At 58.2% G+C, this 23800-nt stretch carries 24 protein-coding genes; 14 read left to right on the top strand and 10 right to left on the bottom strand.

The window, feature by feature from the left end; all coding sequences use genetic code 11:
- Nucleotides 1–41 precede the first annotated feature (41 nt).
- Together NAC44_RS07880 and NAC44_RS07875 are read right to left on the bottom strand one after the other, a co-directional pair.
- The gene (locus NAC44_RS07880; protein WP_250939925.1) at nucleotides 42–449 is read right to left on the bottom strand and encodes a hypothetical protein; all 408 of its coding nucleotides are present in this window, start codon (nucleotides 447–449) and stop codon (nucleotides 42–44) included.
- 95 nt (nucleotides 450–544) lie between these two features.
- Nucleotides 545–1651, bottom strand: a complete 1107-nt coding sequence (locus tag NAC44_RS07875; protein WP_250939833.1) for an NAD(P)/FAD-dependent oxidoreductase — start codon at nucleotides 1649–1651, stop codon at nucleotides 545–547.
- Nucleotides 1652–1778: 127 nt separating this feature from the next.
- On the opposite strand from NAC44_RS07875, the gene NAC44_RS07870 reads away from it, so the two are divergent.
- Nucleotides 1779–2837 carry an NAD-dependent epimerase/dehydratase family protein gene (locus NAC44_RS07870; RefSeq protein ID WP_250939831.1) on the top strand — a complete coding sequence of 353 codons (1059 nt, stop codon included), beginning with the start codon at nucleotides 1779–1781 and terminating at the stop codon, nucleotides 2835–2837.
- Between the two features lie 253 nt (nucleotides 2838–3090).
- Here NAC44_RS07870 and dksA read toward each other — a convergent pair whose 3' ends face one another.
- Nucleotides 3091–3510 (bottom strand): RNA polymerase-binding protein DksA, encoded by a 420-nt coding sequence (gene dksA, locus NAC44_RS07865; protein WP_250939829.1) that lies wholly within the window; start codon nucleotides 3508–3510, stop codon nucleotides 3091–3093.
- A 394-nt stretch (nucleotides 3511–3904) separates the two neighbouring features.
- Here dksA and NAC44_RS07860 point away from each other — a divergent pair, with 394 nt between their 5' ends.
- From NAC44_RS07860 to NAC44_RS07850, 3 genes are all read left to right on the top strand, one after another.
- A complete protein-coding gene (locus NAC44_RS07860; RefSeq protein ID WP_250939828.1) occupies nucleotides 3905–4414 on the top strand; it encodes a SixA phosphatase family protein in 510 nt (169 codons plus the stop codon).
- Nucleotides 4415–4526: 112 nt separating this feature from the next.
- Nucleotides 4527–5999 carry a YcjX family GTP-binding protein gene (locus tag NAC44_RS07855; RefSeq protein ID WP_250939827.1) on the top strand — a complete coding sequence of 491 codons (1473 nt, stop codon included), beginning with the start codon at nucleotides 4527–4529 and terminating at the stop codon, nucleotides 5997–5999.
- Complete coding sequence (locus NAC44_RS07850; RefSeq protein WP_250939825.1) at nucleotides 5996–7081, top strand: YcjF family protein; 1086 nt, start codon at nucleotides 5996–5998, stop codon at nucleotides 7079–7081. Before NAC44_RS07855 ends, NAC44_RS07850 begins: the two co-directional genes overlap by 4 nt.
- A 9-nt stretch (nucleotides 7082–7090) precedes the next feature.
- Here the strand turns inward: NAC44_RS07850 and NAC44_RS07845 are convergent, their stop codons facing one another.
- Nucleotides 7091–8080, bottom strand: coding sequence for a hypothetical protein (locus NAC44_RS07845; protein WP_250939823.1), 990 nt, complete (start codon nucleotides 8078–8080; stop codon nucleotides 7091–7093).
- A 113-nt stretch (nucleotides 8081–8193) separates the two neighbouring features.
- On the opposite strand from NAC44_RS07845, the gene NAC44_RS07840 reads away from it, so the two are divergent.
- Complete coding sequence (locus tag NAC44_RS07840; RefSeq protein ID WP_250939821.1) at nucleotides 8194–8778, top strand: nitroreductase family protein; 585 nt, start codon at nucleotides 8194–8196, stop codon at nucleotides 8776–8778.
- Nucleotides 8778–9380 (top strand): flavin reductase family protein, encoded by a 603-nt coding sequence (locus tag NAC44_RS07835; RefSeq protein ID WP_250939819.1) that lies wholly within the window; start codon nucleotides 8778–8780, stop codon nucleotides 9378–9380. The genes NAC44_RS07840 and NAC44_RS07835 overlap by 1 nt, the downstream gene beginning before the upstream one ends.
- A 107-nt stretch (nucleotides 9381–9487) precedes the next feature.
- On the opposite strand, the gene NAC44_RS07830 is transcribed toward NAC44_RS07835, so the two are convergent.
- Entirely contained in the window at nucleotides 9488–10174 is a 687-nt protein-coding gene (locus NAC44_RS07830) for a hypothetical protein (protein WP_250939817.1), read from the bottom strand.
- Between the two features lie 78 nt (nucleotides 10175–10252).
- Between NAC44_RS07830 and NAC44_RS07825 the strand changes: the two genes are divergently transcribed.
- Nucleotides 10253–11389: a DUF2336 domain-containing protein gene (locus NAC44_RS07825; RefSeq protein ID WP_250939815.1), complete on the top strand. Its 1137-nt coding sequence runs from the start codon at nucleotides 10253–10255 to the stop codon at nucleotides 11387–11389.
- A gap of 58 nt (nucleotides 11390–11447) precedes the next feature.
- On the opposite strand, the gene NAC44_RS07820 is transcribed toward NAC44_RS07825, so the two are convergent.
- The gene (locus NAC44_RS07820; RefSeq protein ID WP_250939813.1) at nucleotides 11448–12689 is read right to left on the bottom strand and encodes a GGDEF domain-containing protein; all 1242 of its coding nucleotides are present in this window, start codon (nucleotides 12687–12689) and stop codon (nucleotides 11448–11450) included.
- Nucleotides 12690–13401: 712 nt separating this feature from the next.
- Between NAC44_RS07820 and NAC44_RS07815 the strand changes: the two genes are divergently transcribed.
- Nucleotides 13402–14532 carry a cobalt-precorrin-5B (C(1))-methyltransferase gene (locus NAC44_RS07815; protein WP_250939811.1) on the top strand — a complete coding sequence of 377 codons (1131 nt, stop codon included), beginning with the start codon at nucleotides 13402–13404 and terminating at the stop codon, nucleotides 14530–14532.
- The gene (locus tag NAC44_RS07810) at nucleotides 14516–15196 is read left to right on the top strand and encodes a cobalt-precorrin-6A reductase (RefSeq protein WP_250939809.1); all 681 of its coding nucleotides are present in this window, start codon (nucleotides 14516–14518) and stop codon (nucleotides 15194–15196) included. Before NAC44_RS07815 ends, NAC44_RS07810 begins: the two co-directional genes overlap by 17 nt.
- A 35-nt stretch (nucleotides 15197–15231) precedes the next feature.
- Here NAC44_RS07810 and NAC44_RS07805 read toward each other — a convergent pair whose 3' ends face one another.
- Both NAC44_RS07805 and NAC44_RS07800 read right to left on the bottom strand, forming a co-directional pair.
- A complete protein-coding gene (locus tag NAC44_RS07805) occupies nucleotides 15232–16401 on the bottom strand; it encodes an FAD-dependent monooxygenase (protein ID WP_250939807.1) in 1170 nt (389 codons plus the stop codon).
- A 17-nt stretch (nucleotides 16402–16418) separates the two neighbouring features.
- The gene (locus NAC44_RS07800) at nucleotides 16419–16664 is read right to left on the bottom strand and encodes a zinc-finger domain-containing protein (protein ID WP_250939806.1); all 246 of its coding nucleotides are present in this window, start codon (nucleotides 16662–16664) and stop codon (nucleotides 16419–16421) included.
- 309 nt (nucleotides 16665–16973) lie between these two features.
- On the opposite strand from NAC44_RS07800, the gene NAC44_RS07795 reads away from it, so the two are divergent.
- The 4 genes from NAC44_RS07795 to NAC44_RS07780 all read left to right on the top strand — a co-directional run bounded on the left by NAC44_RS07795 (nucleotide 16974) and on the right by NAC44_RS07780 (nucleotide 19611).
- A complete protein-coding gene (locus NAC44_RS07795; RefSeq protein WP_250939804.1) occupies nucleotides 16974–17750 on the top strand; it encodes an alpha/beta fold hydrolase in 777 nt (258 codons plus the stop codon).
- An 87-nt stretch (nucleotides 17751–17837) separates the two neighbouring features.
- A complete protein-coding gene (gene cysE, locus NAC44_RS07790) occupies nucleotides 17838–18674 on the top strand; it encodes a serine O-acetyltransferase (protein WP_250939802.1) in 837 nt (278 codons plus the stop codon).
- 194 nt (nucleotides 18675–18868) lie between these two features.
- Nucleotides 18869–19072: a DUF3126 family protein gene (locus NAC44_RS07785; RefSeq protein WP_250939800.1), complete on the top strand. Its 204-nt coding sequence runs from the start codon at nucleotides 18869–18871 to the stop codon at nucleotides 19070–19072.
- Nucleotides 19073–19260: 188 nt separating this feature from the next.
- Nucleotides 19261–19611 carry a phasin family protein gene (locus NAC44_RS07780; protein ID WP_250939798.1) on the top strand — a complete coding sequence of 117 codons (351 nt, stop codon included), beginning with the start codon at nucleotides 19261–19263 and terminating at the stop codon, nucleotides 19609–19611.
- Between the two features lie 84 nt (nucleotides 19612–19695).
- Here NAC44_RS07780 and parE read toward each other — a convergent pair whose 3' ends face one another.
- Nucleotides 19696–21732 carry a DNA topoisomerase IV subunit B gene (gene parE / locus NAC44_RS07775; RefSeq protein WP_250939796.1) on the bottom strand — a complete coding sequence of 679 codons (2037 nt, stop codon included), beginning with the start codon at nucleotides 21730–21732 and terminating at the stop codon, nucleotides 19696–19698.
- 405 nt (nucleotides 21733–22137) lie between these two features.
- Between parE and NAC44_RS07770 the strand changes: the two genes are divergently transcribed.
- Nucleotides 22138–23016: an alpha/beta hydrolase gene (locus NAC44_RS07770; RefSeq protein WP_250939794.1), complete on the top strand. Its 879-nt coding sequence runs from the start codon at nucleotides 22138–22140 to the stop codon at nucleotides 23014–23016.
- Between the two features lie 287 nt (nucleotides 23017–23303).
- Here NAC44_RS07770 and NAC44_RS07765 read toward each other — a convergent pair whose 3' ends face one another.
- On the bottom strand, nucleotides 23304–23738 hold the full coding sequence (locus tag NAC44_RS07765; RefSeq protein ID WP_250939792.1) for a CBS domain-containing protein: 435 nt from the start codon (nucleotides 23736–23738) through the stop codon (nucleotides 23304–23306).
- Between the last annotated feature and the right edge of the window lie 62 nt (nucleotides 23739–23800).

Here is a 23800-nt window from a genome sequence, read left to right as displayed (position 1 = left end):
GACACACCGGCCCGCATCTTACACAGCGGGCCGGTTGCTCTTTACGAATGCAGCTTTCTAACCGCCCAGGCATAGCTGTCCGTCACCACATGGATCGGGGCGGAGAACACCATTTTGATATCCGCCTTGCCCGGCAGCACCTTTTTCATCTCGTCGATGGCGCGGCGCGCCAGTGAATGCTTTTCCCGCTCCGGCACCGGCGGCGGGGTTTGCGAGGCAGGCTGTACAGGCGAGACAGGAGCCTTTGCCAACTGTTGTTTCGGCGGCGTCTGGCAGAAAGCGACGACGCTCGGATAAGGCACATTGGTGTAATGGCTCAGGATTTTTTCCGTATCGCCATTGCACAGTTCCACCGACACCCAGCGCTGTTCGGCAGTGGCAATATATTTGCATTGGCTGACACTGTCATTGCAGCCGAGTATCGTCATCACCACAAGCGCCGTCTGCATCGTCACCCTCTCGATTGATCCAGATGTCACGATAACGTGACAGATACGGCAAAAACAGGACAGGCTTTTTCAGCCGGTTTCTTATCAGCGTATTGTCAGCACTGATCCGCCACCATCTCAGCCAGCGCCAGTGCGCTGGTCAGCCCCGGGCTTTCAACGCCGAAAAGATTGACCAGCCCCTTGATGCCATGGGCCTGCGGTCCGTCGATGCGGAAATCGGGCATAGGCTGATCGGGTCCGTGCAGTTTCGGTCGCATCCCGGCATAATCAGGCTGCAAGAAGCCATCCTGCAAGCCGGGCCAGTAACGGCGGATGGCAGGATAAAACAGTGCCGCCCGTTCCGACGACACGGTCAGATCATCAAGGCTGTCGACCCATTCCACATCGGGCCCGAAGCGGCACCGGCCTTGCAGATCGATGGTGGCGTGAATGCCAAGCCCTGCCTTTTCCGGCAGCGGATAGATCAGCCGGGAAAAAGGCTGTTTGCCATGCAGGGAAAAATAATTGCCTTTGGCGAACCATTGTTGCGGACGATGGTCAGGGCCGAGACCGGTCGTTGATGCGGCCAGAACCGGCGCGCCATGACCGGCGCAATTGACGACAAGGCGCGCCTCGATTTCTGCATCCGTCTCGCCGCCGGTTGTCACGATCAGGCGGTCGTTTTCGGGCGCAATCGCAGATGCAGGCGTGTGAAAGGCAATCTGGCCGCCATGGTTTTCAAGATCCCCCTGAAGCGCCAGCATCAGGCCGTGGCTGTCGACAATACCGGTGATCGGCGAATGGAAAGCGCGGGTACAGGACACCTCAGGCTCCATGTCGGCCACATCCTTTTCCGTCAGCCAGGCAAGACCCGGAACGCCATTGGCCTCGGCTTTGGCATAAAGCGCCGCTAGCGTCTCATGCTGATCTGGCGCGGTTGCAAGCACGATCTTGCCGCATTGGCGATGGGCAACCCCATGGTCAGCCGCATAACCATAGAGAAGATCCCTGCCCTTACGGCAGGCTTCGGCCTTGATCGAGCCCTTGGGATAATAAAGCCCGGCATGGATGACCTCGGAATTGCGGGCCGAGGTTTCCATGCCGATGGCGCCGTTTTTCTCCAGCACCAGCACCTCGCGGCCCGCCATCGCCAGCCGCCGTGCCACGGCAAGCCCAACCACGCCTGCGCCGATCACCAGCGCCTCAACCTCGAACCGATCCATCTCTCACCTTTCGTCCTTTCGCCTCCATGGCATGGCAAGCTTGCCGAAAGCTCGCTTTGAAACAACAGCATCAGAAAAGTGCAGCAACACATCCGGTCTCACATGCCGGAAAACGGGAGTAAACGCCATGCGCGTTCTGATCACCGGAAATATGGGCTATGTCGGCCCGGTTCTCAGCCGCTATCTGAGGGAAAACCAGCCGGATATCGAGATCATCGGTTATGATGCGGGCTTTTTCGGCCATAGCCTGATCGGTGCGGACACCCTGCCGGAAACCCATCTGGACCGCCAGTATTTCGGCGACACCCGCGATCTGCCCGCAAGCCTGCTGGAGGGTGTTGATGCGGTGGTACATCTGGCCGCTGTCTCCAACGATCCGATGGGCAATCGATTCGAAAAGGTGACGGAAGAGATCAATCAGCAGGCCAGCCAACGTCTGGCCGAGCTTGCAGCCAAGGCCGGTGTGAAGAACTTCGTCTTCGCCTCCAGTTGCAGCATGTATGGCTATGCCGAGGGCGGCGCGCGCAAGGAAAGCGATCCGACCAATCCGCTGACGGCTTACGCCCGCTCCAAGATCGGCACCGAACAGGCGCTGAAACAGATGGATCTGGACGGCATGGCGGTCACCTGCCTGCGCTTTGCCACCGCCTGCGGCATGTCGGACCGGCTTCGGCTCGATCTGGTGCTCAACGATTTCGTTGCCTGCGCCCTGACTAGCGGCGAAATCACCGTGCTGTCCGACGGCACGCCCTGGCGGCCTCTGATCGATGTTGAAGACATGGCCCGCGCCATTCACTGGGCCATCAGCCGGTCTGCCGACAATGGCGGCGCGTTTCTTTCTGTCAATGCCGGACGCAGCGAAAACAATTATCAGGTCCGCGATCTGGCAGAGGCTGTTGCCCGGCAGGTGCCCGGTACACAGGTATCCATCAACACCAATGCACCACCGGACAAGCGCTCCTATCAGGTGGATTTTTCTCTGTTTGAAAGCCTTGCGCCCTCTTATATCCCGCAGGTATCGCTCGACACCTCGATTGCGCGGCTGCGCGAGGGGCTGGAACGCGCCGGTTTCAAGGACGGCAATTTCCGCAATTCGAGGCTGATGCGACTGAAGGCGCTGGAAGCCCATATCGACAGCGGTCGCCTGACAGAAGACCTGCGCTGGGCCAACCGCAAAACGGCCTGAACAAACAGAAACGCCGTGCGGATTTGAAATCCTCACGGCGCTCAGAGTGACACGGTAAAACTGCCAAATCTCCCGTCGTCATCCTCGGCCATGTGCCGAGCATATGCCGAGATTTATGTCACCCGTAAGGTCAATTGCCTGTTTTACCAAGGCAGATCCTCGGGACAAGCCCGAGGATCACGCAATCTCTGACCGGTGCTTGCTCAATGCGCACAACAGCCCTTGCCTGCCTTGGCAGGAAGAGCGGTGGCAATCACTCGTCGCGATAGACCTTTTCCCGGCGCTCATGGCGCTCCTGCGCCTCTATCGACAGGGTGGCAATCGGACGGGCATCGAGACGCTTGAGACCGATGGGTTCGCCGGTTTCCTCGCAATAGCCATAGGTGCCGTCTTCAATCCGCTGCAAAGCTGCATCGATCTTGGAGATCAGCTTTCTCTGCCGGTCACGGGCGCGAAGCTCGATGGCGCGGTCGGTTTCGGACGACGCCCGGTCGGCAAGATCGGGGTGGTTGGCGCTTTCCTCGGCCAGATGGTCCAGCGTTTCACGCGCTTCGCGAAGAATGTCATTCTTCCAGGCGATCAGCTTGGCCCTGAAATAGGCCCGCTGGTTGGGATTCATGAACTCTTCGTCTTCCGAGAGCACATAGTCCTTAAGATTGATCTTCTCACTCAACGCGATTCTCCTGAAGAACATCTCTTTGGCGGACGTATAGCCTTTCAGGATGGCGCATTCAAGCCTTACTCCTGCCTTTAACCACTTTTTAAATCTGTCACAAAAATTGGCTAAAAGACTAATTTTTCGTCATTTTCTCATCCAAAATTTTTTCATGACAGACTCTTGACAACAAGAGCCATGGCGCTATCGGGCCATACCCCCCCTCTTCACCGGCAAAAGTAATTTCTGCGTCTTCCCACAATTTTACCGATTCCGGTTTGTCGGATTATGCAGTAGAGGAGGAAAAGACCGCGGGAAAAACGCCGGTTCATGCATGTCGTTGCCGCATAGGCTTTTCCCTTTCCCTGACGTTGCGTCAGTCGGTAAAGCCTGCCCGTCTGGAAACCGTTCAATGATTGACCTGCCTGCCTGTCTTTCCCGTATCTATCTGTTTCGTCATGCCGCTGCCTCCTGGCCAGCACCGGGAGAAAAGGATTTCGACCGCGCCCTCAACGATTCCGGCTTTGCCGAGGCGGAGCTGGTGACCAACCGGGCGGCCGACCGCAATTATCGTCCTTTGACCGTGATTTCCTCCACGGCCCGGCGCTGCCGTGAAACGACAGAAGCAGTGCGCCGCAATCTGCAGCCGGATGAGACGGCCTTCCGTTTCGTCGACCAGCTTTATGGCAGCCCGATCAATGCCTATCTGGAAATACTGGCGGGATCGGACACGGAATCGATCATGCTGGTCGGCCACAATCCGGCGATAGAGGAACTGTTTCTGCTGCTAGCCGGGCCCGATGCGCTGGCCGACACCATCCCACAGGGCTATCCAACGGCAGGTTTTGCCGTGCTCGATTGCCTTGCTGCCAGTCAAGATGGCGGGCCGAAATGCCGTGTTGTTGATTTTCTCCAGCCATAAGCGTCGCTCCCCGCAAAGCGATCCTGCACGGCTGACAGCATGCGGTCCGCATCGGTCTTCAAACGGTCTTTTGCCGAACCTATATGGACTGTGCAGAAGAGGATGATCGCACGTGCCGCCACGCCTGACCAGTTTTTCCGACGAAACCCGGATTGCCCTTGACCATCTGGGCGAGCGCGCCGCTCATTTGTTATCGCCATCCATCCGGCTCGGTGTTACCGGCCTGTCGCGTGCCGGCAAGACGGTGTTCATTTCCTCGCTGGTGCATAATCTTTTGAACGGTGGGCGGCTGCCCTTGTTCGAAGCCTTGCAATCGGGGCGCATTGGCAGTGTGCAGCTTGAACCGCAGCCGGATGATGCCGTGCCCCGTTTTCAATATGAGGATCATATCCGCGCCCTGGTTCGTGACCGGCTGTGGCCGGACTCGACACGGGCGATTTCCGAACTCAGGCTGGTGATCCAGTATCGCAGCGCCAGCGGCTGGAACCGGCTGTTTTCATCCGGGCGCCTTGCCATCGACATTGTCGATTATCCGGGCGAATGGTTGCTCGATCTGCCGCTTCTGGGGCAGGATTTCGAGACGTTCAGCCGCAACACGCTGGATCTTGCCGCAAGCGGCATTCGCCGCAAGCTTGGCGCAGACTGGCTGGCCCTGCTGCAGGAGATCGATCCCGACGCGCCTGCCGATGAGGGCACCGCGCGGCGTCTGGCCGAGCGCTTTACCGCCTATCTGCGTGCCTGCAAGACGGATGAGCGCTCGCTGTCCACCCTGCCGCCCGGACGGTTTCTGATGCCGGGCGATCTGGACGGCTCTCCTGCCCTGACCTTTTCGCCGCTCACGCCCGCCCCGGACGGCAAAAGCCCGCGCGGCTCGCTGCGCGCCATGATGGAGCGGCGGTATGAATCCTACAAAAGCGTGGTGGTCAAACCGTTTTTCCGCGAGCATTTCGCCCGTCTCGACCGGCAGATCGTCCTGATCGATGCGCTGCAGGCGATCAATCGCGGACCGGAAGCGGTGCAGGATCTGGAACGGGCGCTGGCCGATGTGCTCGCCTGTTTCCGTCCCGGCCAATCGAGCTTTTTGTCCAGCCTGCTCGGTCGGCGCATCGACAAGGTGTTGGTCGCCGCCACCAAGGCCGACCATCTGCATCATGAAAGCCATGACCGGCTTCAGGCGATCACCCGCAGACTGGTGGATGGCGCCATCACACGAATCGGCATGGCGGGTGCGGGCATCGAAGTGCTGGCGCTCGCTTCGGTGCGCGCCACCCGCGAGGCAAGCGTGAAGCAGAACGGCCATGCCTTGCCCGTCGTCGTCGGCACGCCGATGGCGGGTGAAACCATTGCCGGAGAGCATTTCGATGGAACCCGCAAGACCGCCGTCTTTCCCGGTGACCTGCCCGAGGCCATCGAGCCGCTGTTTCGGGCCGGGCCGGATACGCCGCGCGAAGCGCTGGCCGATCTCAATATCGTGCGCTTCCGTCCGCCGGATCTGGACCATGGACAGGGTGAACTGACGCTGTCACTGCCGCATATCCGGCTGGACCGGGCATTGGAATTTCTTCTGGGAGATCGCCTCGCATGAGCCCCTCACCCCATGACCCGAACCGCCCCACGACACAGGCTCCGCGCCGCCCTGCCGTCTTTGCCCTCGATGAGGAAGAGGCAAAACCGACCGATGAGGCAGTCCGTGCAAAGATGCGCCGCCCGCCGCAAAGCTTCACGGCGGATGTGACCCTGACGCCGGATGAGGAAGACCCGTTTATCGGCGGTATCGACGAAGAGGAAACCCTCGTTCCGGTTATTATCCCGGCAAAACGGCGCTTTTCCTTTGGCAAACTGGCGGCGAGCGCTTTTGGCGCACTGATCTCCATGGCTTTCGGCCTCTGGCTGGACAAGGTCATCCGCGATCTCTTCAGCGAGTCGGACTGGCTCGGCTATACCGCGCTTGGTCTGCTCAGCATTGGCCTGCTTGCGCTTCTCATCGTCATCATCCGGGAAATGCGCGGCATATACCGGCTGAATGCGGTGCAGTCGATCAAGGAACGGGCGGTGCAGCTTTCAGCTCAGGGAACCGGCGAACAGGCGAGGAAACTGGCGGTGGAGGTGCAGGCACTGACCGCTCACCGGGCGGAAACCGAGCGCGGCCGCCATGTGCTCACCGCCGCCGCAGAGGATATTATCGATGCGCCGCATCTGATTGCGCTGACGGAGCGCGAAGTGCTCGGGCCGCTCGATGCCAAAGCGCGACGGCTGATCGCCACTTCGGCCAAGCGGGTTTCGGTGGTCACCGCCGTCAGTCCGCGGGCGGTGGTCGATCTTGCCTATGTGCTCTACGAGGTGGTGCGGCTGGTGCGGGCCATGGCCGAGCTTTATGGCGGGCGCCCCGGCTCGCTCGGCATGATCCGGCTGGTGAAGGATGTCTTTGCCCATCTGGCCGTCACCGGCTCGATTGCCGTGGGCGACAGTCTGGCGCAGCAGGTGCTGGGCCATGGGCTTGCATCACGCCTGTCGGCAAGGCTCGGCGAAGGTGTGATTAACGGCCTGATGACGGCGCGCATCGGCATTGCCGCCATGGATCTGTGCCGTCCTTTGCCGTTCAACAGCCTTTCACGCCCCGGCATTGGTGATTTTCTCGGCGATCTGCGCCCGAAAGGCGAGGATTGAGACCTGACCTCAATTCGCGTCGATGGCGGTCGGCGGCAGGCGGCTCACCTGACCCGGCTCCTTCATCAACACTTCGACATCGGTATTTCGCCCTGCGGTGACGGTGAATTCCTGCTGATAGATGCGGTCCTTGTTGCGGGCAATCGCGGTATAATTGCCTTCCGACAGCACCAGAACCGGATAGGCGCTGACGCTTTCAGCCACTGCGTCTCCGGAGGAGGTCAGGATTGACCAGGCGGTGTCGGCAATGGCCTCGCTGCCCGGTTCAGAGACCAGTTTGAAACTGATCTGGGCCGCCCGATGCTGCAGGGTCGCCTCGGTGATCTTGCCCGCCTCGACCTTGATACTGGCATGGACGACGGCATTCACATTGCCATATTCGGACACGACATTATAGGTTCCGGCATTCAGGCCGACCAGCGTGTTCGGCTGGACGTCATCAATGATCAGGCCATGGTCGTCATCGCCGGAGGATTGGGCGGCATAGATCTTGAACTTGAGATTGGCCGGTTTGATCAGGCTGTTCTTGCCGGAAACGGCATTGAGCACCAGCCCACCGGCATTGAGCACGACAACCTGTCGTTCCACCGCTCCCTCTTCCGGTACATGCAGCCTGCGGGTCACGCCTGCCCGACCGAAAGACACATTGAGAAAATAATCGCCGGGTGCTAGCATCAGATCGGCCGAACCGCCCTCGCTGCTGGCCACCATCGGTAGCTTTCCGTGGCTATCGACAATCGGGCTGAAAACCCGCCATTCCAGCCCGTCCTGAACCGGCTGACCACCTTTGTCGAGCAGTGCATCGAAGCGAATGAGGCGACCCGTGCCCTGCACCCTTTCCGACTGGGGAATGGAAAAAGCATTCAGCTTGGGCTGCTTGGTCGAATTTTGCAGCTCACGAAAGGATTTGAAGGCGTCTTCGGCATGGCTGGCCATCGGGTTCGCAACCATCACGACCAGAAAGGCTATCCTGGAGAGATGCCGCAAAAAATCTGTCATAAGAATATCCGACTGTTCCATTCCGATGGAATTATGCAGTAGTTAAAACCTTGCCATACGGCAAGGTCAAGGCCGTGGCGATGATCGTGGCCTCAGCAGGAAAGCCAATCTTCATGTACGAACAGATTTCTCTTCTCGATTATCTTTCTACCCGGCGCTCCGTGCCTGCCTTCCAGATGTGCGAGCCCGGCCCGGACACGGCGCAGATCGAGAGCATCCTGAAGCTTGCCGTGCGTGTTCCCGACCATGGCAAGCTCGCCCCCTGGCGCTTCATCGTGTATCGGGGTGCAAAACGCGCAGAACTGGGTGAGGCTCTGCTTGAGATGGCGCTGGCAAAAAGACCCGATCTCAGCGAGGAAATGATTGCGGTGGAGCGCAACCGTTTCACCCGCGCGCCCTTGGTCATTGCCGTCATCAGCCGGGCAGGCCCGCATGTGAAGGTGCCGGAATGGGAACAGGTCATGTCGGCGGGTGCTGTCTGCCTCAACCTGCTGATGGCCGCCAATGCCCATGGCTTCGTCGCCAACTGGCTGACGGAGTGGTTCGCCTTTGATGAAGATGCCTATCCGCTGCTTGGCATTGCCCCTGGTGAGAAGGTTGCGGGCTTCATCCACATCGGATCGACGGATTTTCCAATCACCGAGCGACCGAGACCTGAACTCAACGATGTGGTGACCTGGGTCGGAGAGGACGGCTGATGTTTTACGATACCGCTGGCAATGCTCATGGCATGAAGCATGATCCGTTCAAGGCGATCGTTTCGCCCCGCCCGATCGGCTGGATCGGCAGTAAGGGTGCCGACGGCTCACACAATCTTGCGCCCTACTCCTTTTTCAACGCCATTTCCGACCACCCGAAAATGGTGATGTTCTCGTCCTCGGGTCGCAAGGACACATTACGCAACTGCACGGAGACTGGCTGCTTCACCGCCAATTTTGTCAGCGCCGATCTGGGCGAGGCGATGAACAGGTCGTCAGCGCCCGCCGCTTATGGCGTCAGCGAATTCGAGCTGGCGGGGCTGACCCCCATGCCGGGACGTCTTGTCGATGCCCCCTATGTCGATGAAGCCTATGCCACACTGGAATGCCGGGTTACCGAGATCATCCTGCCGAAAACGCTTTCCGGCGAAGCTTCGGAGAATATCGTCGTTTTTGGCGAGGTGGTCGGTATTCATATCGCCGAAAGCGCAATGAAGGATGGCCGTTTCGATGTCACCCTGGTGCAGCCGCTGTCACGCCTCGGCTATCTTGATTACGCCACCGTGACGGAGGTGTTTCAGATGGTGCGCCCCAAGGCATGAAGCCGCCCTCCCTCAAATCTTGGCGTCCTTAGGGATTTTCAATGTTTCACGGGCATACTGAAAATCCCTAAACCATTGCTTTACGTATGTCCGGACGGAAATTCGTTTCACATTTTTCCTGGAATTTCTCGAAGGATAAAGCCGGAAAAACCGCGTGCGGCAAGCCGTGCGCAACCGGCCTTTCCTTCTGCCGGCAGGCTGAACACCGGCAGGCGCATCTCAGCGCCAGTCAGTTGCAGAAACGAACGTGCCATATCAAGCGCGGCCTCGCCGTCGCTGATGCTGGCAGCACCGATCGCGGTCAAAAGTGCCGGTTCATCAAGCGCCAGTGCCAGAACGCGTGGCGAGGCGACAGCAAGTGCTGAAAGGCTGGCAAAGCCCTGACCGCTGTTGCCGACCACCGGAATCAAGCCGGTGATTCCGTCCTCCATGCCTGACAAAGCCTCCTCCACCCGAAGAAAGGCGTCGACCCGCTCGATATCGGCTGGCGCGCGGGCATGCCGGATGAGAAGTGCATCCGGCCGACGCTGCATGATCTCGGCCAACCGGTCGGCAAGACCATCATGATCGTGCTCAAACCCGGGCTCCATGACAAGTTCCATAACAAGCGCAATATCGGCTGCGGCCAGTTGATCTCTCGCCGCTTCATCCGGTGTCACGATGACGGCGGCCTGCGTCTCCAGCAGCCGGTCCAGAAGATCGATCGGTCTTGATGTGTGCAGCAACAGACGGCACGGCCTGCCGCGCAGCATCAGAACGGTTTTTTCTGGATTTTCGTCATGGTTAATAGACATGGTGAACCAATCTTAAACTTTTTTGCCTTACCCCTACACTCAGGTAGAGCGTCTGTTCTGTTTTGGTTGGGGTTTGCGGTGCTTGTAAAGGCTTTCTTTCGATGGTCGGAAACGGCAAAGACCTGTGACCGTGCCCGTGCGGCCAATGCGTTGGCGCGGGCCTATCTGCAATCGCCGCTATCGGAGGCGGATCGGCAATCCACCTATGTGGCAATGACCTATCTGCTCGACGACCCCTCTCCCAATGTGCGCCTTGCACTGGCGGATGCCCTGATGACATCGCCCAAGGCGCCGCGTGCGATCATGACGGCGCTGGCCGAAGACCAGCCCGTGATCGCATCGCGCGTGATCCTGTCCTCGCCCGTTCTTGGCGATGAGGATCTTGTCGATCTGGCCGGGCGAGGAGCGCCGATAACACGCGCGGTCATTGCCGCGCGTCCGCATCTGACGGTTGCCGTTTCGGCAGCTCTCGCCGAAATTGGCGAAGTGGCCGAATGTCTCGTCCTCCTCGAAAACCGTACGGCGACCATCTCTCCGTTCAGCCTCAAGCGGCTGGCGGAACGCCACGGACGTAATAACAATATTCGCGGGGCGCTCTTGGAGCGCGGCAATTTGCCGCCACAAGCGCGCCATCGGCTTGTGAGCCATGTCGCTGAAGCGCTGACAGCGTCGGCCTTGATTCGCGCTTCGCTCGGTGAAGCACGGATGTCCCGGATCGCACGGGAAATGGGCGCCAGTGCAGCGGCGCTGATTGCCACGGATGTGCCTTATGAGGATATTCCTGAACTGGTCGAGGAAATGCGGCAAAACGGGTTGTTGACCCCTGCCCTGTTGATGGAGCTGTTATGCCTTGGCAAAGCGGATTTCTTTGCCGCCGCCATTGAGGCGATCAGCACTGTGGCCGGGCGCCGTGTCCGCTCCATTCTGGCAACGGGACGGCCCCATGCCGTGCGGGCGCTGATGGAAGCGGCAGGCCTGGAACGAACGATCACGCCGCTTTTCGTTGAAGCCGTGCTGCTGTGGCGGCAGGCCGTACAGGAGGCGACAGGTCACGAACCGGCACCGATCACAGCAAGACTGGCCGCGCGTGCGCGCGCGCTTGCTCCCAATGAAGCCATTCAGAAACTCATCGATCTGATGGCAGTGTGGCAGAGACAGCAGGAGCGGCGCGAAGCCCGCAGTTATGCCAGTACCCTCGTGATGAATGCGGCGTGAAGTCTGCCCCTTTCAAGACGAAGAACAGAATTCTGCTGCAACACGCTTCAAGTCCGTTTCATGATGCAAAGGGCGTCGTCAATGCCGAGGTCAGTGAAAAACCGCTTTCACCGGTAAAGGACGCTGGTGCAGACGATGCCTCAGATGTGCCGGGTATGAGAACCGTGCGGTTTCGCCCCTGCTGTTTGGCGGTATAGACGCCGATATCAGCCTTCTGGATCAGGACTTCGACATCCTGAGCTGCCTTGTCCACTTCGGCCAGACCGATGCTGGCTGTCAGAAAAATCTGCTGGCCCTGCCAAGGCACCGGCCGTTCGGCAATCAGCCTGCGCAATTCATCGCAGAAGGAAAAGGCTTCGGAAGGGGAAAGCTCAGGCAGATAGAGGACGAATTCCTCGCCGCCGAGCCGGCCAAACACGGCATCCCGCCCCAGAAGCGCCGAAACCGTGCCGGTGAAACTGCACAGAACCATATCACCGCCGCCATGACCATAGCGGTCGTTGATCTGCTTGAAATGATCGAGATCGATCACCGCAACCGCGCCTGTATGCCGGTGAATCCTGTCGCCGACGATGCGATAAAAGGCGCGGCGATTGAAAATCCCGGTCAGGGCATCGGTATCGGCAGCCTTTTTATAACGCACCACCATGCGTTCACGGCTGATAGAAAACAGGCACAGCCCAAAAAACAGGGTCAAGGAAAAGATCACATAGGTCAGGAGGCCGTTCCAATTGTCCTTTCCGGGAGCGGTATGTTCACTCACCGGCCAGAGAATGGCCAAAGGAATGCGAAGCGCCATGACCAGCACGACAAGCCACAGAACGGCGCACATGATCTTGCGCGATGGCAGAGGCTCTTCCCGGCGACCGGCCCAGATGATTCTGGCCATGTCATAGGCCAGATAACCCATGATCACGGAAATCAGAATAATGCGCCAGTCGATATTTTCGTCAAAGCCAGGGCACAACAGATAAAAACCCATCCAGATGGCAGCGCCAGTCTGCAATTGTCCATGGCAGGGATTGCGCCCGTCGAACACCCGGAAGCCGATGGCGAGAAAACCCAGCCCAGAAAGCATGATGCCATTGCCGAACCCAACGGCCCAGACATCCGCCAGAATGCCGTTGCGCAGGCTTAACAGACCCAGGCCGAAAGCACCAAGCAAGCAGCCGATGCTCCACAGCCGCAGTTCCAGATTATCCCGATCCTGCAACCAGTTCACCAGCATTAATGTGCCAATGAGAGCCCAGCACGCCACATCGCAAACCATCAATGTCGGAATATAAAAAAGCTGGCCCATGACCCTTGTCCTGACAGCAATCCCACGCTGTCTATCGTTTTGATCGTCGCATCTGCTGATCTGCATGCAGCAAATGAACGCCAATACCCTGATCGAACCACGAGGTCAGCGCTTTCGCAAACAAGTGCAACAGTTTTTAAGACCGTGGCGACCTTCTCGTGATCCGACTGCACTGTTTTCTGCCGCTTGCGGCATAATTGAAAGCACATCTCATTTTTAAAGCGCCGTGCCTATCTCAAAGAACACCAGGAACGCTTTAGACTGTATTTCATCCGGATGAACCCGGAGTTTTTGAATGTTTCTCTTCAGTGCTCGTGCACTGAGATATTCATTTCGCTCATGCTTGTGTGCGGCTGCCTTTTGTTGATGCCGCAATTTATCCGAACTCGGCGGAAGCTTCCGTTTGGATCGCAGCACGAGCATTCAGACATCTTTCTCTGGACTCTAACCGAATGGCCGTAAATACCCTGTAACCAAAGCTCGTAAAATAAGAAACATGTCTTTTTATGTGACAAAGCTTTAGGTTGTATCCTTTTTATTTTAGGGTACAGCGTCTTATAAGATAAGAACATTATTCTGAAGAAAGTGAATACCGGTGTGCCATCGGGAAAGGCGCAAAACCGGTTCCCACTTTTGCTGGCGCTTGTTTCTTGGCGCGCGCCCGGGCGCAAAACCGGTTCCCACTTTTGCTGGCGCGCTTTATAACCTCCCCATGAGCCCCAATCATACACCATCGCCCTCCACGTCATCGACCGGCAGTTTGCGCAAGCCGGAAGGTCCCTTGCGCACCGGCTGGACCACGGGTGCCTGTGCGACAGCCGCGACCAAGGCAGCCCTGACGGCGCTCATCAGCGGCGCCTTTCCCGATCCTGTCTCCATTCGCCTGCCGGGCGGGCAGGAGCCAGCCTTCTGTCTGGCCAGGGAGGGGCTGGATGCAGCTGGCGCCTTTGCCGGGATCATCAAGGATGCTGGCGACGATCCCGATGTCACCCATGGGGCAATGGTCATTGCAAGCTTACGCTTTCTATCAGCAGGCAGCGGCATCCGGTTTTGCGCAGGCGAAGGTGTGGGCATCGTCACCCGTCCCGGTCTTCCGCTTGCCATCGGCGAAGCGGCGATCAATCCCATGCCCCGGCAGATGATGACGGCAGAGGTGGAAGAGCTTGCCCGGCTCCATGGCTTTTCACCGGATATCGAGATCACACTCGCCATTCCCGGTGGCGAAAAAATCGCTGAAAAAACCTGGAACCCCCGTCTCGGTATTGTCGGCGGCCTCTCCATCCTTGGTACCACCGGCATTGTTCACCCCTTTTCCTGCGCCGCCTGGATCCATTCGATCCATCGCGGCATTGATGTGGCCCGTGCCATGGGTCTGCCGCATGTTTTGGGCGCAACCGGGTCAACCTCTGAAAAGGCGGCGCAGAACCTTTATGGCCTGCCGGAAGAGGCACTGCTGGATATGGGTGATTTCGCTGGAGGGCTGCTCAAATATCTGCGGCGCTATCCTGTGCCGCGCCTGACGATTGCCGGCGGCTTTGCCAAGATGACCAAGCTGGCACAGGGTGCACTTGATCTCCATTCCGGCCGCAGTCAGGTCGATCCTGCTTTTCTGCTCGGCCTTTTTCCGCCACAGAACCTGACGAAAACGCTTGAGGCACGCATCCTGGCCGCCAATACGGCATTGGAAATTCTGGAACTGGCAAAAGACAATCATGTCGATCTGCCACAAACCATTGCCAGGCGCGCCCGCGACACCGCCCTTGCAACGCTTGGCGATGCCAAGATTGCCGTGGATGTGATCATCACCGACCGGGAGGGGGAAATTCTTGCCCGGGCCGGTTAGACGCATCCTCATTCTTGGCGGCACGGCTGAGGCTGCAGCGCTGGCAATACGTCTGGTGGCTGAGGGGGAGGCTGAGATCATCACCGCGCTTGCCGGGCGCACCGCCCATCCCGCCGATCTGCCGGGCAGGGTCCGCATGGGCGGTTTCGGTGGCGTCGAAGGGCTCACCGCCTATCTCATCCGTGAAGGGATCGAGGCCGTCTATGACGCCACCCATCCCTTTGCCCGGAATATATCCAGGAATGCGGCAATCGCCTGTCAGAACGCAGGCATTCCGCTCACGGTGCTCACGCGACCAGCATGGCGCGCCGTCGAAGACGATCAGTGGCAGAGCGTCGCCGATGAAGCGGAGGCTGCCGCCGCATTGCCGCACAAGGCCCGCGTCTTCCTGGCGCTGGGACGCCAGCATATCGCCCCCTTTGCCGCAAGAAACGATTGTTTCTTCCTGATCCGCATGGTCGATCCGCCAGCCCATGCCCTGCCCTTTGCCGATCACGCCCTGATCATCGGCAAGGCCACAGCCGATACTGAGGCCGAGTGCCAGCTTCTGGCCGATCACGCCATCACCCATATCGTCTGTCGCAATTCCGGCGGCAGCGCCGGTTATGGCAAGATTTCCGCCGCCCGCCATCTCGGGCTGCCGGTGATCATGATCGATCGGTGATGGTCTGAGACCCTTGTACCGCTCGCTCTTTCAACTCATGCCGAGGCGCGATAGCCGTAAAGCCAGTCGAGATCACGGGCAAAACTGTCGCCCGAGCGCAGCGACAGCACCATGTCACGACCGAGACGAACCGGTCCCTGAGCATGATAGGCAAACTTGTTCAGCACGCCGCGATGGCGCACCTTTCTGATTCGCTCCTGCCGTATGGCTTCAAAACGAACCAGCACCTCTGGCACCGGAAGGCGGGCGACAAGATTGCCCAGCTCATAGGCATCTTCGATGGCCATGGCGGCCCCCTGCGCGGAAAAGGGCATCATGGCATGAGCGGCATCGCCGATCAGCAGCAGATCGCGCTCATTGTGCCAGCGGCCGACACCCGCCTCAAACAGCGGCCAGAAGGTCGCCGTGGCAGTCCTTGCGTCAAGCAGCGCCCGGATTTCAGGATTCCATGAGGAAAAGGCCTTGGCAAAAAGACTTTGCTGGCTCTCATCCGAACGCGCGGCCCAACCTTCGCCGGGGTCGACGCCTGCGGCAATGGCCACGATATTGATGCTGTCCATCTCCTTCAGCGGATAAACGACCATATGGGCGCTGGAGCCAAGATAGGCTGTCACACGGCTGCAGTCGATAAAATCCGGTGCGGCGCTGCATGGCATGGTGAAACGCCAGGCAATATTGCCGGTAAAGACCACATCCGGCCCGCCGGACACGTAGTTGCGCAACCGTGACCAGACACCATCTGCGGCGATCAGCAGCGGCGGACGCTCTCCCGACGGCTCATCGCGCAGGATCTGCGCATCGGGACTTTCCACCCGCTGGCCCAGAACCAGACGGATCAATGGATTGGTCAGAACCGCATTGAGCAAGGCCTGCTGTAATGTGGCCCGGTGCAGGACCGCATAGGGCGCACCCCAGCGGCTGCGCGCGTGGCTTTCAACCGGAATGGAGGCAAGCGTTTTCAACGTCGTGCCAGAAGCCAGCGCCACGGTCTGTGGCTCCAGCCAATTGCGGCTGATGCTGTCGAGAACGCCCAGTTCTTTCAGAATGGCCGTCGCATTCGGCGACAGTTGCAATCCCGCCCCCACCTCTTCCAGCTGGGGGCTTTTTTCATAGACTGTGCTGGATATACCATGGTGTGCACAGCTCAATGCCGTGCAAAGACCGGCAATGCCACCGCCAACGATAGCCACGCGGCTGGTTTGCATGGGAAACCGCCGTTCTGTCAGGCAGCCTTGACATGGAAAACACAGCCGGGCGGGTTGGTTTCTGTCGCCTTCAGGTTCGGATTATAGCGATAAAGCGTCGAGCAATAAGGGCAGACCTTTTCCACATCATGACCGAGATCGATGAAGATATGCGGATGATCGTAAGGAACGGATGCGCCCGTGCACATGAATTCCTTCACGCCGATCTCGATCGCCTGATGTCCGCCGTCATTCTGGAAATGGGGAATGGTATGACCGGCCATGTTTCTGCTCCGAATTTTCCTTGGCTCTTTTCTGCTCTTACGGCAGATCGGAGACCATGCGTTATCACAATCGAGACATTTCCACGCGCAATCAAGGCATTTCCTGTCTCATTGGGGCCGGACATTATCCCCCTTTGGAGGAAATGTGTAGAGCATTTGCCAAGTGCGGCGATTGAATTTTCCCCGTTCTCATCCCCGGATGGAACCAGGCCGCAAACCTGCCTTCATAAATCCTGCCCTTCACAAGCCCGCACCGGAAGGTTAAGGGACACACACAAGATTTGATGTTCGATAAAGCCAGGTGACTTCATGGATCTCAACGCTCCGGCCTTTTCCCGTTTCCGTCACGATGGTCTGGAGATTGCCTATTTCGATGAAGGCGATCCCGCAGGCCCGCCGGTGCTGCTCATCCACGGCTTTGCTTCCAGCGCTCTGGTCAACTGGGTGCATCCCGGCTGGCTGAAAACACTGGGCGATGCCGGTTACCGCGTCATTGCGCTCGACAATCGCGGCCATGGGCAAAGCGACAAGCCGCATGACCCGGAGCTTTATCATCCGCACGCCATGGCAGCCGATGCGGTCGCGCTCCTTGATCATCTCGGCATTCCTGAGGCCCATGTGATGGGCTATTCCATGGGTGCGCGCATTTCCGCCTTTCTGGCGCTATCCGATCCGCATCGTCTGCGCTCGCTGGTGTTCGGCGGGCTCGGCATCGGCATGTGCGATGGCGTGGGCGACTGGGATCCGATTGCCGATGCGCTGCTTGCACCTTCGCTAGATGATGTCACGCATGAAAAGGGGCGCATGTTCCGCGCCTTTGCCGAGCAGACGAAAAGCGACCGGCTGGCGCTCGCCGCCTGCATCAGAACCTCGCGCGACCTTGTCAGACGCGACGAGATCGCCAAAGTCGATGTGCCGACGCTGATCGGGGTCGGCACCAAGGACGATATCGCCGGATCGGCACAGGAACTTGCCAGCCTCATGCCCATGGCGACGGCACTCGACATTCCAAACCGCGACCATATGCTGGCCGTTGGCGACAGGGTGTTCAAAAAAGCGGTGCTGGAATTTTATCACGCTTTTTAAGGCATGAGGGACGGCTTTTTTCTCCGACCTCTGGTTTCATGAGCACAGGCACTCTATAATAAGTCTCAACATCACGAGGAGACTGCCATGGCTGTCAAACACGATCTGGCTTCACACGATCTTTCACGTGAGCTGGTCAAGCCGATGGACCCGATCTGGGACAGCCTGCGCCAGGAAGCGCGCGCGGCTGCCGATCACGATCCGTTGCTGGCCGCTTTTCTCTATTCCACGGTGCTCAACCACCGTTCGCTTGAGGAGAGCGTGATCTACCGCATCTGTGAACGGCTGGATCATCCGGACATGCAGTCGGTGCTGTTGCGTCAGACGTTTGAGGAAATGCTGCGCGACTGGCCGGAATGGGGCACGATCATTCGCGTCGACATTCAGGCCTATTATGACCGTGACGCCGCCTGCACCCGCTTTATCGAGCCGGTGCTCTATTTCAAGGGCTTTCACGCCATCCAGACCCACCGACTGGCGCATTGGCTGTGGAACAGGGGCCGCAAGGATTTCGCCCTTTACCTGCAAAGCCGTTCCTCCAGCGTGTTCCAGACGGATATCAACCCGGCAGCGCGGGTTGGCCGCGGCATTTTCCTCGACCATGCAACGGGCCTTGTCGTTGGCGAAACGGCCCGGATCGGCGACAATGTCTCTATCCTGCACGGCGTTACACTGGGCGGCACCGGCAAGGAAGGCGCAGACCGCCATCCGAAGATCGGCGATGGTGTGCTGATCGGTGCTGGCGCCAAGGTGCTGGGCAATATCGAAGTCGGCTGCTGCTCCCGCGTGGCAGCGGGGTCTGTGGTGCTGAAACCTGTGCCCTGCGGTGTCACCGTCGCCGGCGTTCCGGCAAAAGTGGTCGGTGAAGCTGGATGCGCCGAACCTGCCCGCTCGATGAACCAGATGGTGGCCGAGGGCATCTGATCATCCTTCCTCACATTTTTGCTAGAGGATAGCGACGGATGATCCGGCCCTTTTGCTTTACAGGCCCAAGCGTGCCATGCCAAAAGCAGCCCATCCGCACGCCGGACCCTTGAACGCAAGGGGTTCGGCGAACCTCCCAAAGGCCGGGTGCCCCCAGAATGGCCCTGCCCCTCAGACGCAGCATGGAGATCTTTGTGAAAGCTGACGAAATCAAGAAACTGGACGCCTATTTCAAGCGCATCTTCAATCCTTCGATGACCGTCAAGGCGCGTCCGCGCAAGGACGATTCCGCCGAAGTCTATTCCGGTGACGAGTTTCTCGGCGTCGTCTTCAAGGACGAGGAAGATGGTGACCTCTCCTATAATTTTTCCATGGCAATTCTCGGCGAGGATCTTTGATCGCCAACCGGCGGCCAGACTGATATATCCTTTTCTATTGAATGATATAGGCGGCGTTTCCTGACACAGGACGCCGCCTTTGTCATAAAAATGCAATCATTGAGGGTTTCCGCACCGCACAAATTCGCTTGACCTTAATTGAGACTCTGCTCTAAGCTCCCCGAAGAGATGAGGAAAGGAGTGCTCTCATGTTCAATTTTGAAGAAGCCAACAAGAAGGGCAAGGAAGCCATGGACGCGATGGTCAAGAACTACGCCGAGGCCGCGAAGGGCTTTCAGTCTATTGCCGCTGAAGCTTCCGATTATTCCAAGAAGTCCTTTCAGGATATGGTCAGCCACATGGAAGCTCTGACGGGCGCCCGCAGCTTTGAAGCTGTGATGGAGCTGCAGACCAAATATGCCAAGACCTCCTATGAATCCTTCGTGTCGGAAGCCACGAAGATGAGCGAAATGTATGCCGATCTCGCAAAGAGCGTCTACAAGCCTTATGAGGCTCCGGTTGCCAAGGCAACCAAGGCTGCCCAGACCGCCGCTGCCTGATCCATCATCCCGGAATTGACAAACACCCCGGATACCTTTCGGTGTCCGGGGTGTTTTTTTGAGCGGTGATGATCTGAACATCTATCAGATATCTAGATTATCGGCGAAGGCGGCGCGATCCTGAATGAAACGGAAGCGCGCTTCCGGCTTGGTGCCCATCAGCGCATCCACGGCATCGCGCGTGCCTTCAAAATCGGCATCATCGATCGCCACCCTGAGCAGGGTGCGCTTCGCCGGGTCCATGGTGGTTTCCTTGAGCTGCTGCGGCATCATTTCACCCAGACCTTTGAAGCGACCGACTTCCACCTTCTTGCCCTTGAAGACCGTTTCCATCAGCTCGGCGCGGTGCGCATCGTCACGGGCATAGACGGTTTTTGCCCCCTGCCGCAGCACGTAAAGCGGCGGCACGGCGAGATAGAGATGGTTGCCGCGAATAAGCTCCGGCATTTCCTGATAGAAGAAGGTGATCAGCAGCGAGGCGATATGGGCGCCATCGACATCGGCATCGGTCATGATGATGATGCGCTCGTAACGCAGGTCTTCATCGCGATATTTGGTGCGCGTGCCGCAGCCGAGCGCCTGGATGAGATCGGCGATCTGCTGATTGGCCATCAGCTTTTCCCGTCCGGCGCTGGCGACGTTCAAAATCTTGCCGCGCAATGGCAGAATGGCCTGATTGGCGCGGTTGCGCGCCTGCTTTGCCGAACCGCCAGCCGAATCGCCTTCCACGATAAAAAGCTCTGCGCCTTCTGCCGTGCTCTGTGAGCAGTCTGCCAGCTTGCCGGGCAGGCGCAGCTTGCGTACGGCGGTCTTGCGGTTGACTTCCTTTTCCTTGCGTCGCCGCAGCCGCTCTTCGGCGCGTTCGATCACCCAATCGAGCAGCTTGGCCGCTTCCGCCGGATTGTCGGCGAGATAATGGTCGAAAGGATCGCGCAGCGCGGTTTCGACAATGCGTTGGGCCTCCACCGTTGCCAGCTTGTCCTTGGTCTGGCCGACAAATTCCGGTTCACGGATGAAAACGGACAACATGCCGACCGCCGAGATCATCACATCCTCGGTGCTGATCTGCTGGGCACGCTTGTTCTGCGTCAGCTCGGCATAGTTTTTCAGCCCCTTGGTCAGCGCAATGCGCAGACCGGCCTCATGGGTGCCGCCTTCGGGGGTTGGAATGGTATTGCAATAAGAATGCAGGGCCGGATCGCCGCCATACCAGGTGATCGCCCATTCCAGCGCGCCATGGCCGCCGGTCTTCTCACTCTTGCCGGCGAAGATTTCACGGGTGACGGTAAACTCCTTGCCGAGCGTTGCCGCCAGATAATCCTTCAAGCCACCGGGAAAATGGAACACCGCCTTCTCCGGCACCTCACCGCCCGGCGGCAGAATGGCAGGATCGCAGGCCCAGCGGATTTCAACGCCACCGAACAGATAGGCCTTGGAGCGGGCCATGCGGAAAATCCGGCCTGGATCGAATTTGGCATGGGGTCCGAAAATCTGCGGATCGGGATGAAAACGCACCCGCGTTCCACGCCGGTTGTGCACATCGCCCAGCTCTTCCAGCCCGCCCTGCGGCACGCCGCGGGAGAAGCGCTGGCGGTAGAGCTTGCGATTGCGCGCCACCTCGACCTCGAGACTGTCGGACAGCGCATTGACCACGGAGACACCGACGCCATGCAGGCCGCCGGAGGTTTCATAGGCCTTGCCATCAAACTTGCCGCCCGCATGCAGCTTGGTCATGATGACTTCGAGCGTGGATTTGCCCGGCACCTGCGGATGGTTTTCAACGGGGATGCCGCGACCATTGTCCGTGACGGTCAGAAAGCCTTCCGCATCCAGATAGACCTCGATAAAGTTGGCATGGCCTGCCACGGCCTCGTCCATCGAATTATCGATGACCTCGGCAAAGAGATGGTGCAGCGCCTTTTCATCCGTGCCGCCGATATACATGCCGGGGCGCATCCGTACCGGCTCCAGCCCTTCCAGAACACGAATGGAGGACGCACCATACTCTTCCGTATTGGCAGGCGTGGAGGCCGCCTGCGCCACTGCCGGTTTTGGCTTTTGCTCCGCTTTTGCCGGGGCGCTCAAGGGAAGTTCGGCGAAGAGATCGTTGTTATTGTCCATGATATCGTTCTGTGATCCGGTTTCGTCGGCGGGCGTTCGGTATCGAATCCTCAAAGCCAGAGTTTCGATCTGGGAGTATCGGGTTTATCCGAAAACCAGCCCCCACGTTTCGGTCCGATGCCCTGGTTTCCTGTTTGTTCACTTCATTAGCGCGACAGCTTGCAATCATGCAAGAGACCTTCGCCCCCTGCAAAGAGGGCTGTAAGGACCGGCATCCCCGTAATATCAACGGGGATTGCCCAGCAACAGGCAATTCTCCGGCAAGCGACCTCGTTAAAAATCCGATGCGAAAACAGAAATTTGCACCATCCAGTCAAACACATCCCCTGTGAGGACAGTTGATGAAAGCTTTGCGTTTCCTGCCATTCCGTGGCAAGGCTCAGGCAGCAGGGAGTGCCCATCGTCATGAAGATGTCCACAGTTCATTTCAGCCTGAGAGGCGTGCTGACAGCATTTTCCCTGTTTGCATGGCCCGTTTCGGCGGCCAATCTCCTGCCCTTCAAGGATGCGCTGTTTTCCAGCCAAACGGTTCTCGAAAGCCATGATGGTGGCGATTTCCAGATTATCGATTATTCTATCAAGCGCGATCTGAAACAGCGCGATCTCGTCCCCGAATTACGTGTCCGCAAAGAGTATACCGATCTCGATGTCAGGCGCTATCAAAAGGATGAAGTGCTCGATCTTAATGGTACACCGCTGGCTGTCACCCGCACCGGGCCTGCCGATGGCGCAGCCTTCACGGTGATCTTCATCCATGGCCGCGGGGGAGACCGCCATCTCGGTTCCAGCGATATCCGCTTCGGCGGCAATTTCAACCGGCTGAAAAATCTGATTCTCCGCAATGGCGGGGTCTATTATACGCCAACGGTTCAAAGCTTCGATCAGAAGGGCGCTGATGTAATTGCCGCCCTGATCCACCAATCATCCCTGCGCTCGAAAGGCCGCCCGGTGGTGATTGCCTGTGCCTCCATGGGCAGCACGATCTGCTGGGGCATCGCCCGCAACAAGGCCGCCGTGCACGCTTTAAGCGGCATGGCCATTCTGGGCGGTTCCACAGATCCGGGTTATGCCAAAAGTGCGGCTTACAAGAGCAAGCTGCGACTCTGGTTTACCCATGGCAGCCAGGACCAGGTTTATCGTGACAGCAATCAGATCCGCTTTTATGAACATCTGCATAAAAGCGGTTATCCGGCCCGCTTCACCCTGTTTTTAACCGGTTCGCATGGAACACCGGTGCGCATGAGTGATTGGAAGGCCATGCTGAACTGGCTGTTGCCAACATAACGTATTGCCAAATTCGGGGCCGATTTTGGCAGAGAAAATCCAATCTCGTTTCTCCTGCCAAAAACGGCAACAAAATTCCTTACAGATGTGTGCGTTTTTTCAAACGCACACATCTGTAATTTTATATTTTTGTAAGTTTTTATCCGAAACTCTATAATCGCTTTGAGCTAGAGCGTTTCAGTGTTTCACGGAAACACCAAAACGCTCTAAGATTTTGAGTTTACACAATTCCGGACGCAAAACCGTGTTACACTTTTGCTGGAATTGCTCTAATCCATCTGAAAAGATCAGCCAGCGATATAGGCTTTCATCTGTTCGGTTTCGAGTTCAACCTCGCGGATGCGCTGTTTGACAACGTCCCCGATGGAGACGATGCCACTCAATCTGCCATCGCTTTCAACCGGAACGTGACGGAAGCGGCGGCTGCTCATCATCTCCATCAATTCGTTGACCGTGGTTTCCTCGGTGCAACGATAGACATTCGCTGTCATGATTTTGGACACCGGCTGCTCCAGGCTTTCAGGCCCGATGCGTCCAATGGCGGATGCAAGATCACGTTCGGTAAAAATGCCGAGAATGCGGTTTTCCATACCCACCACGACAACGGCGCCGATCTTGTTCTGATGCAAAATCTTTGCCGCATCGGCCAGTGTCACCGTCGGACCGACAGTGACGACATTGCGACCCTTGGCCGCCAGAATAGTCTTCACAGTCACAGACATAAGCTCCTCCTCAGCTTTTTCCGTGGGGATAACGCCATGAGTGCCCCCTTCCGATCACTCAT

Source organism: Allorhizobium sonneratiae, assembly GCF_023700755.1.
In the GTDB taxonomy this organism is placed as follows: Bacteria; Pseudomonadota; Alphaproteobacteria; order Rhizobiales; family Rhizobiaceae; genus Allorhizobium; species Allorhizobium sonneratiae.
This window is presented reverse-complemented; position numbering and strand designations above follow the sequence as displayed.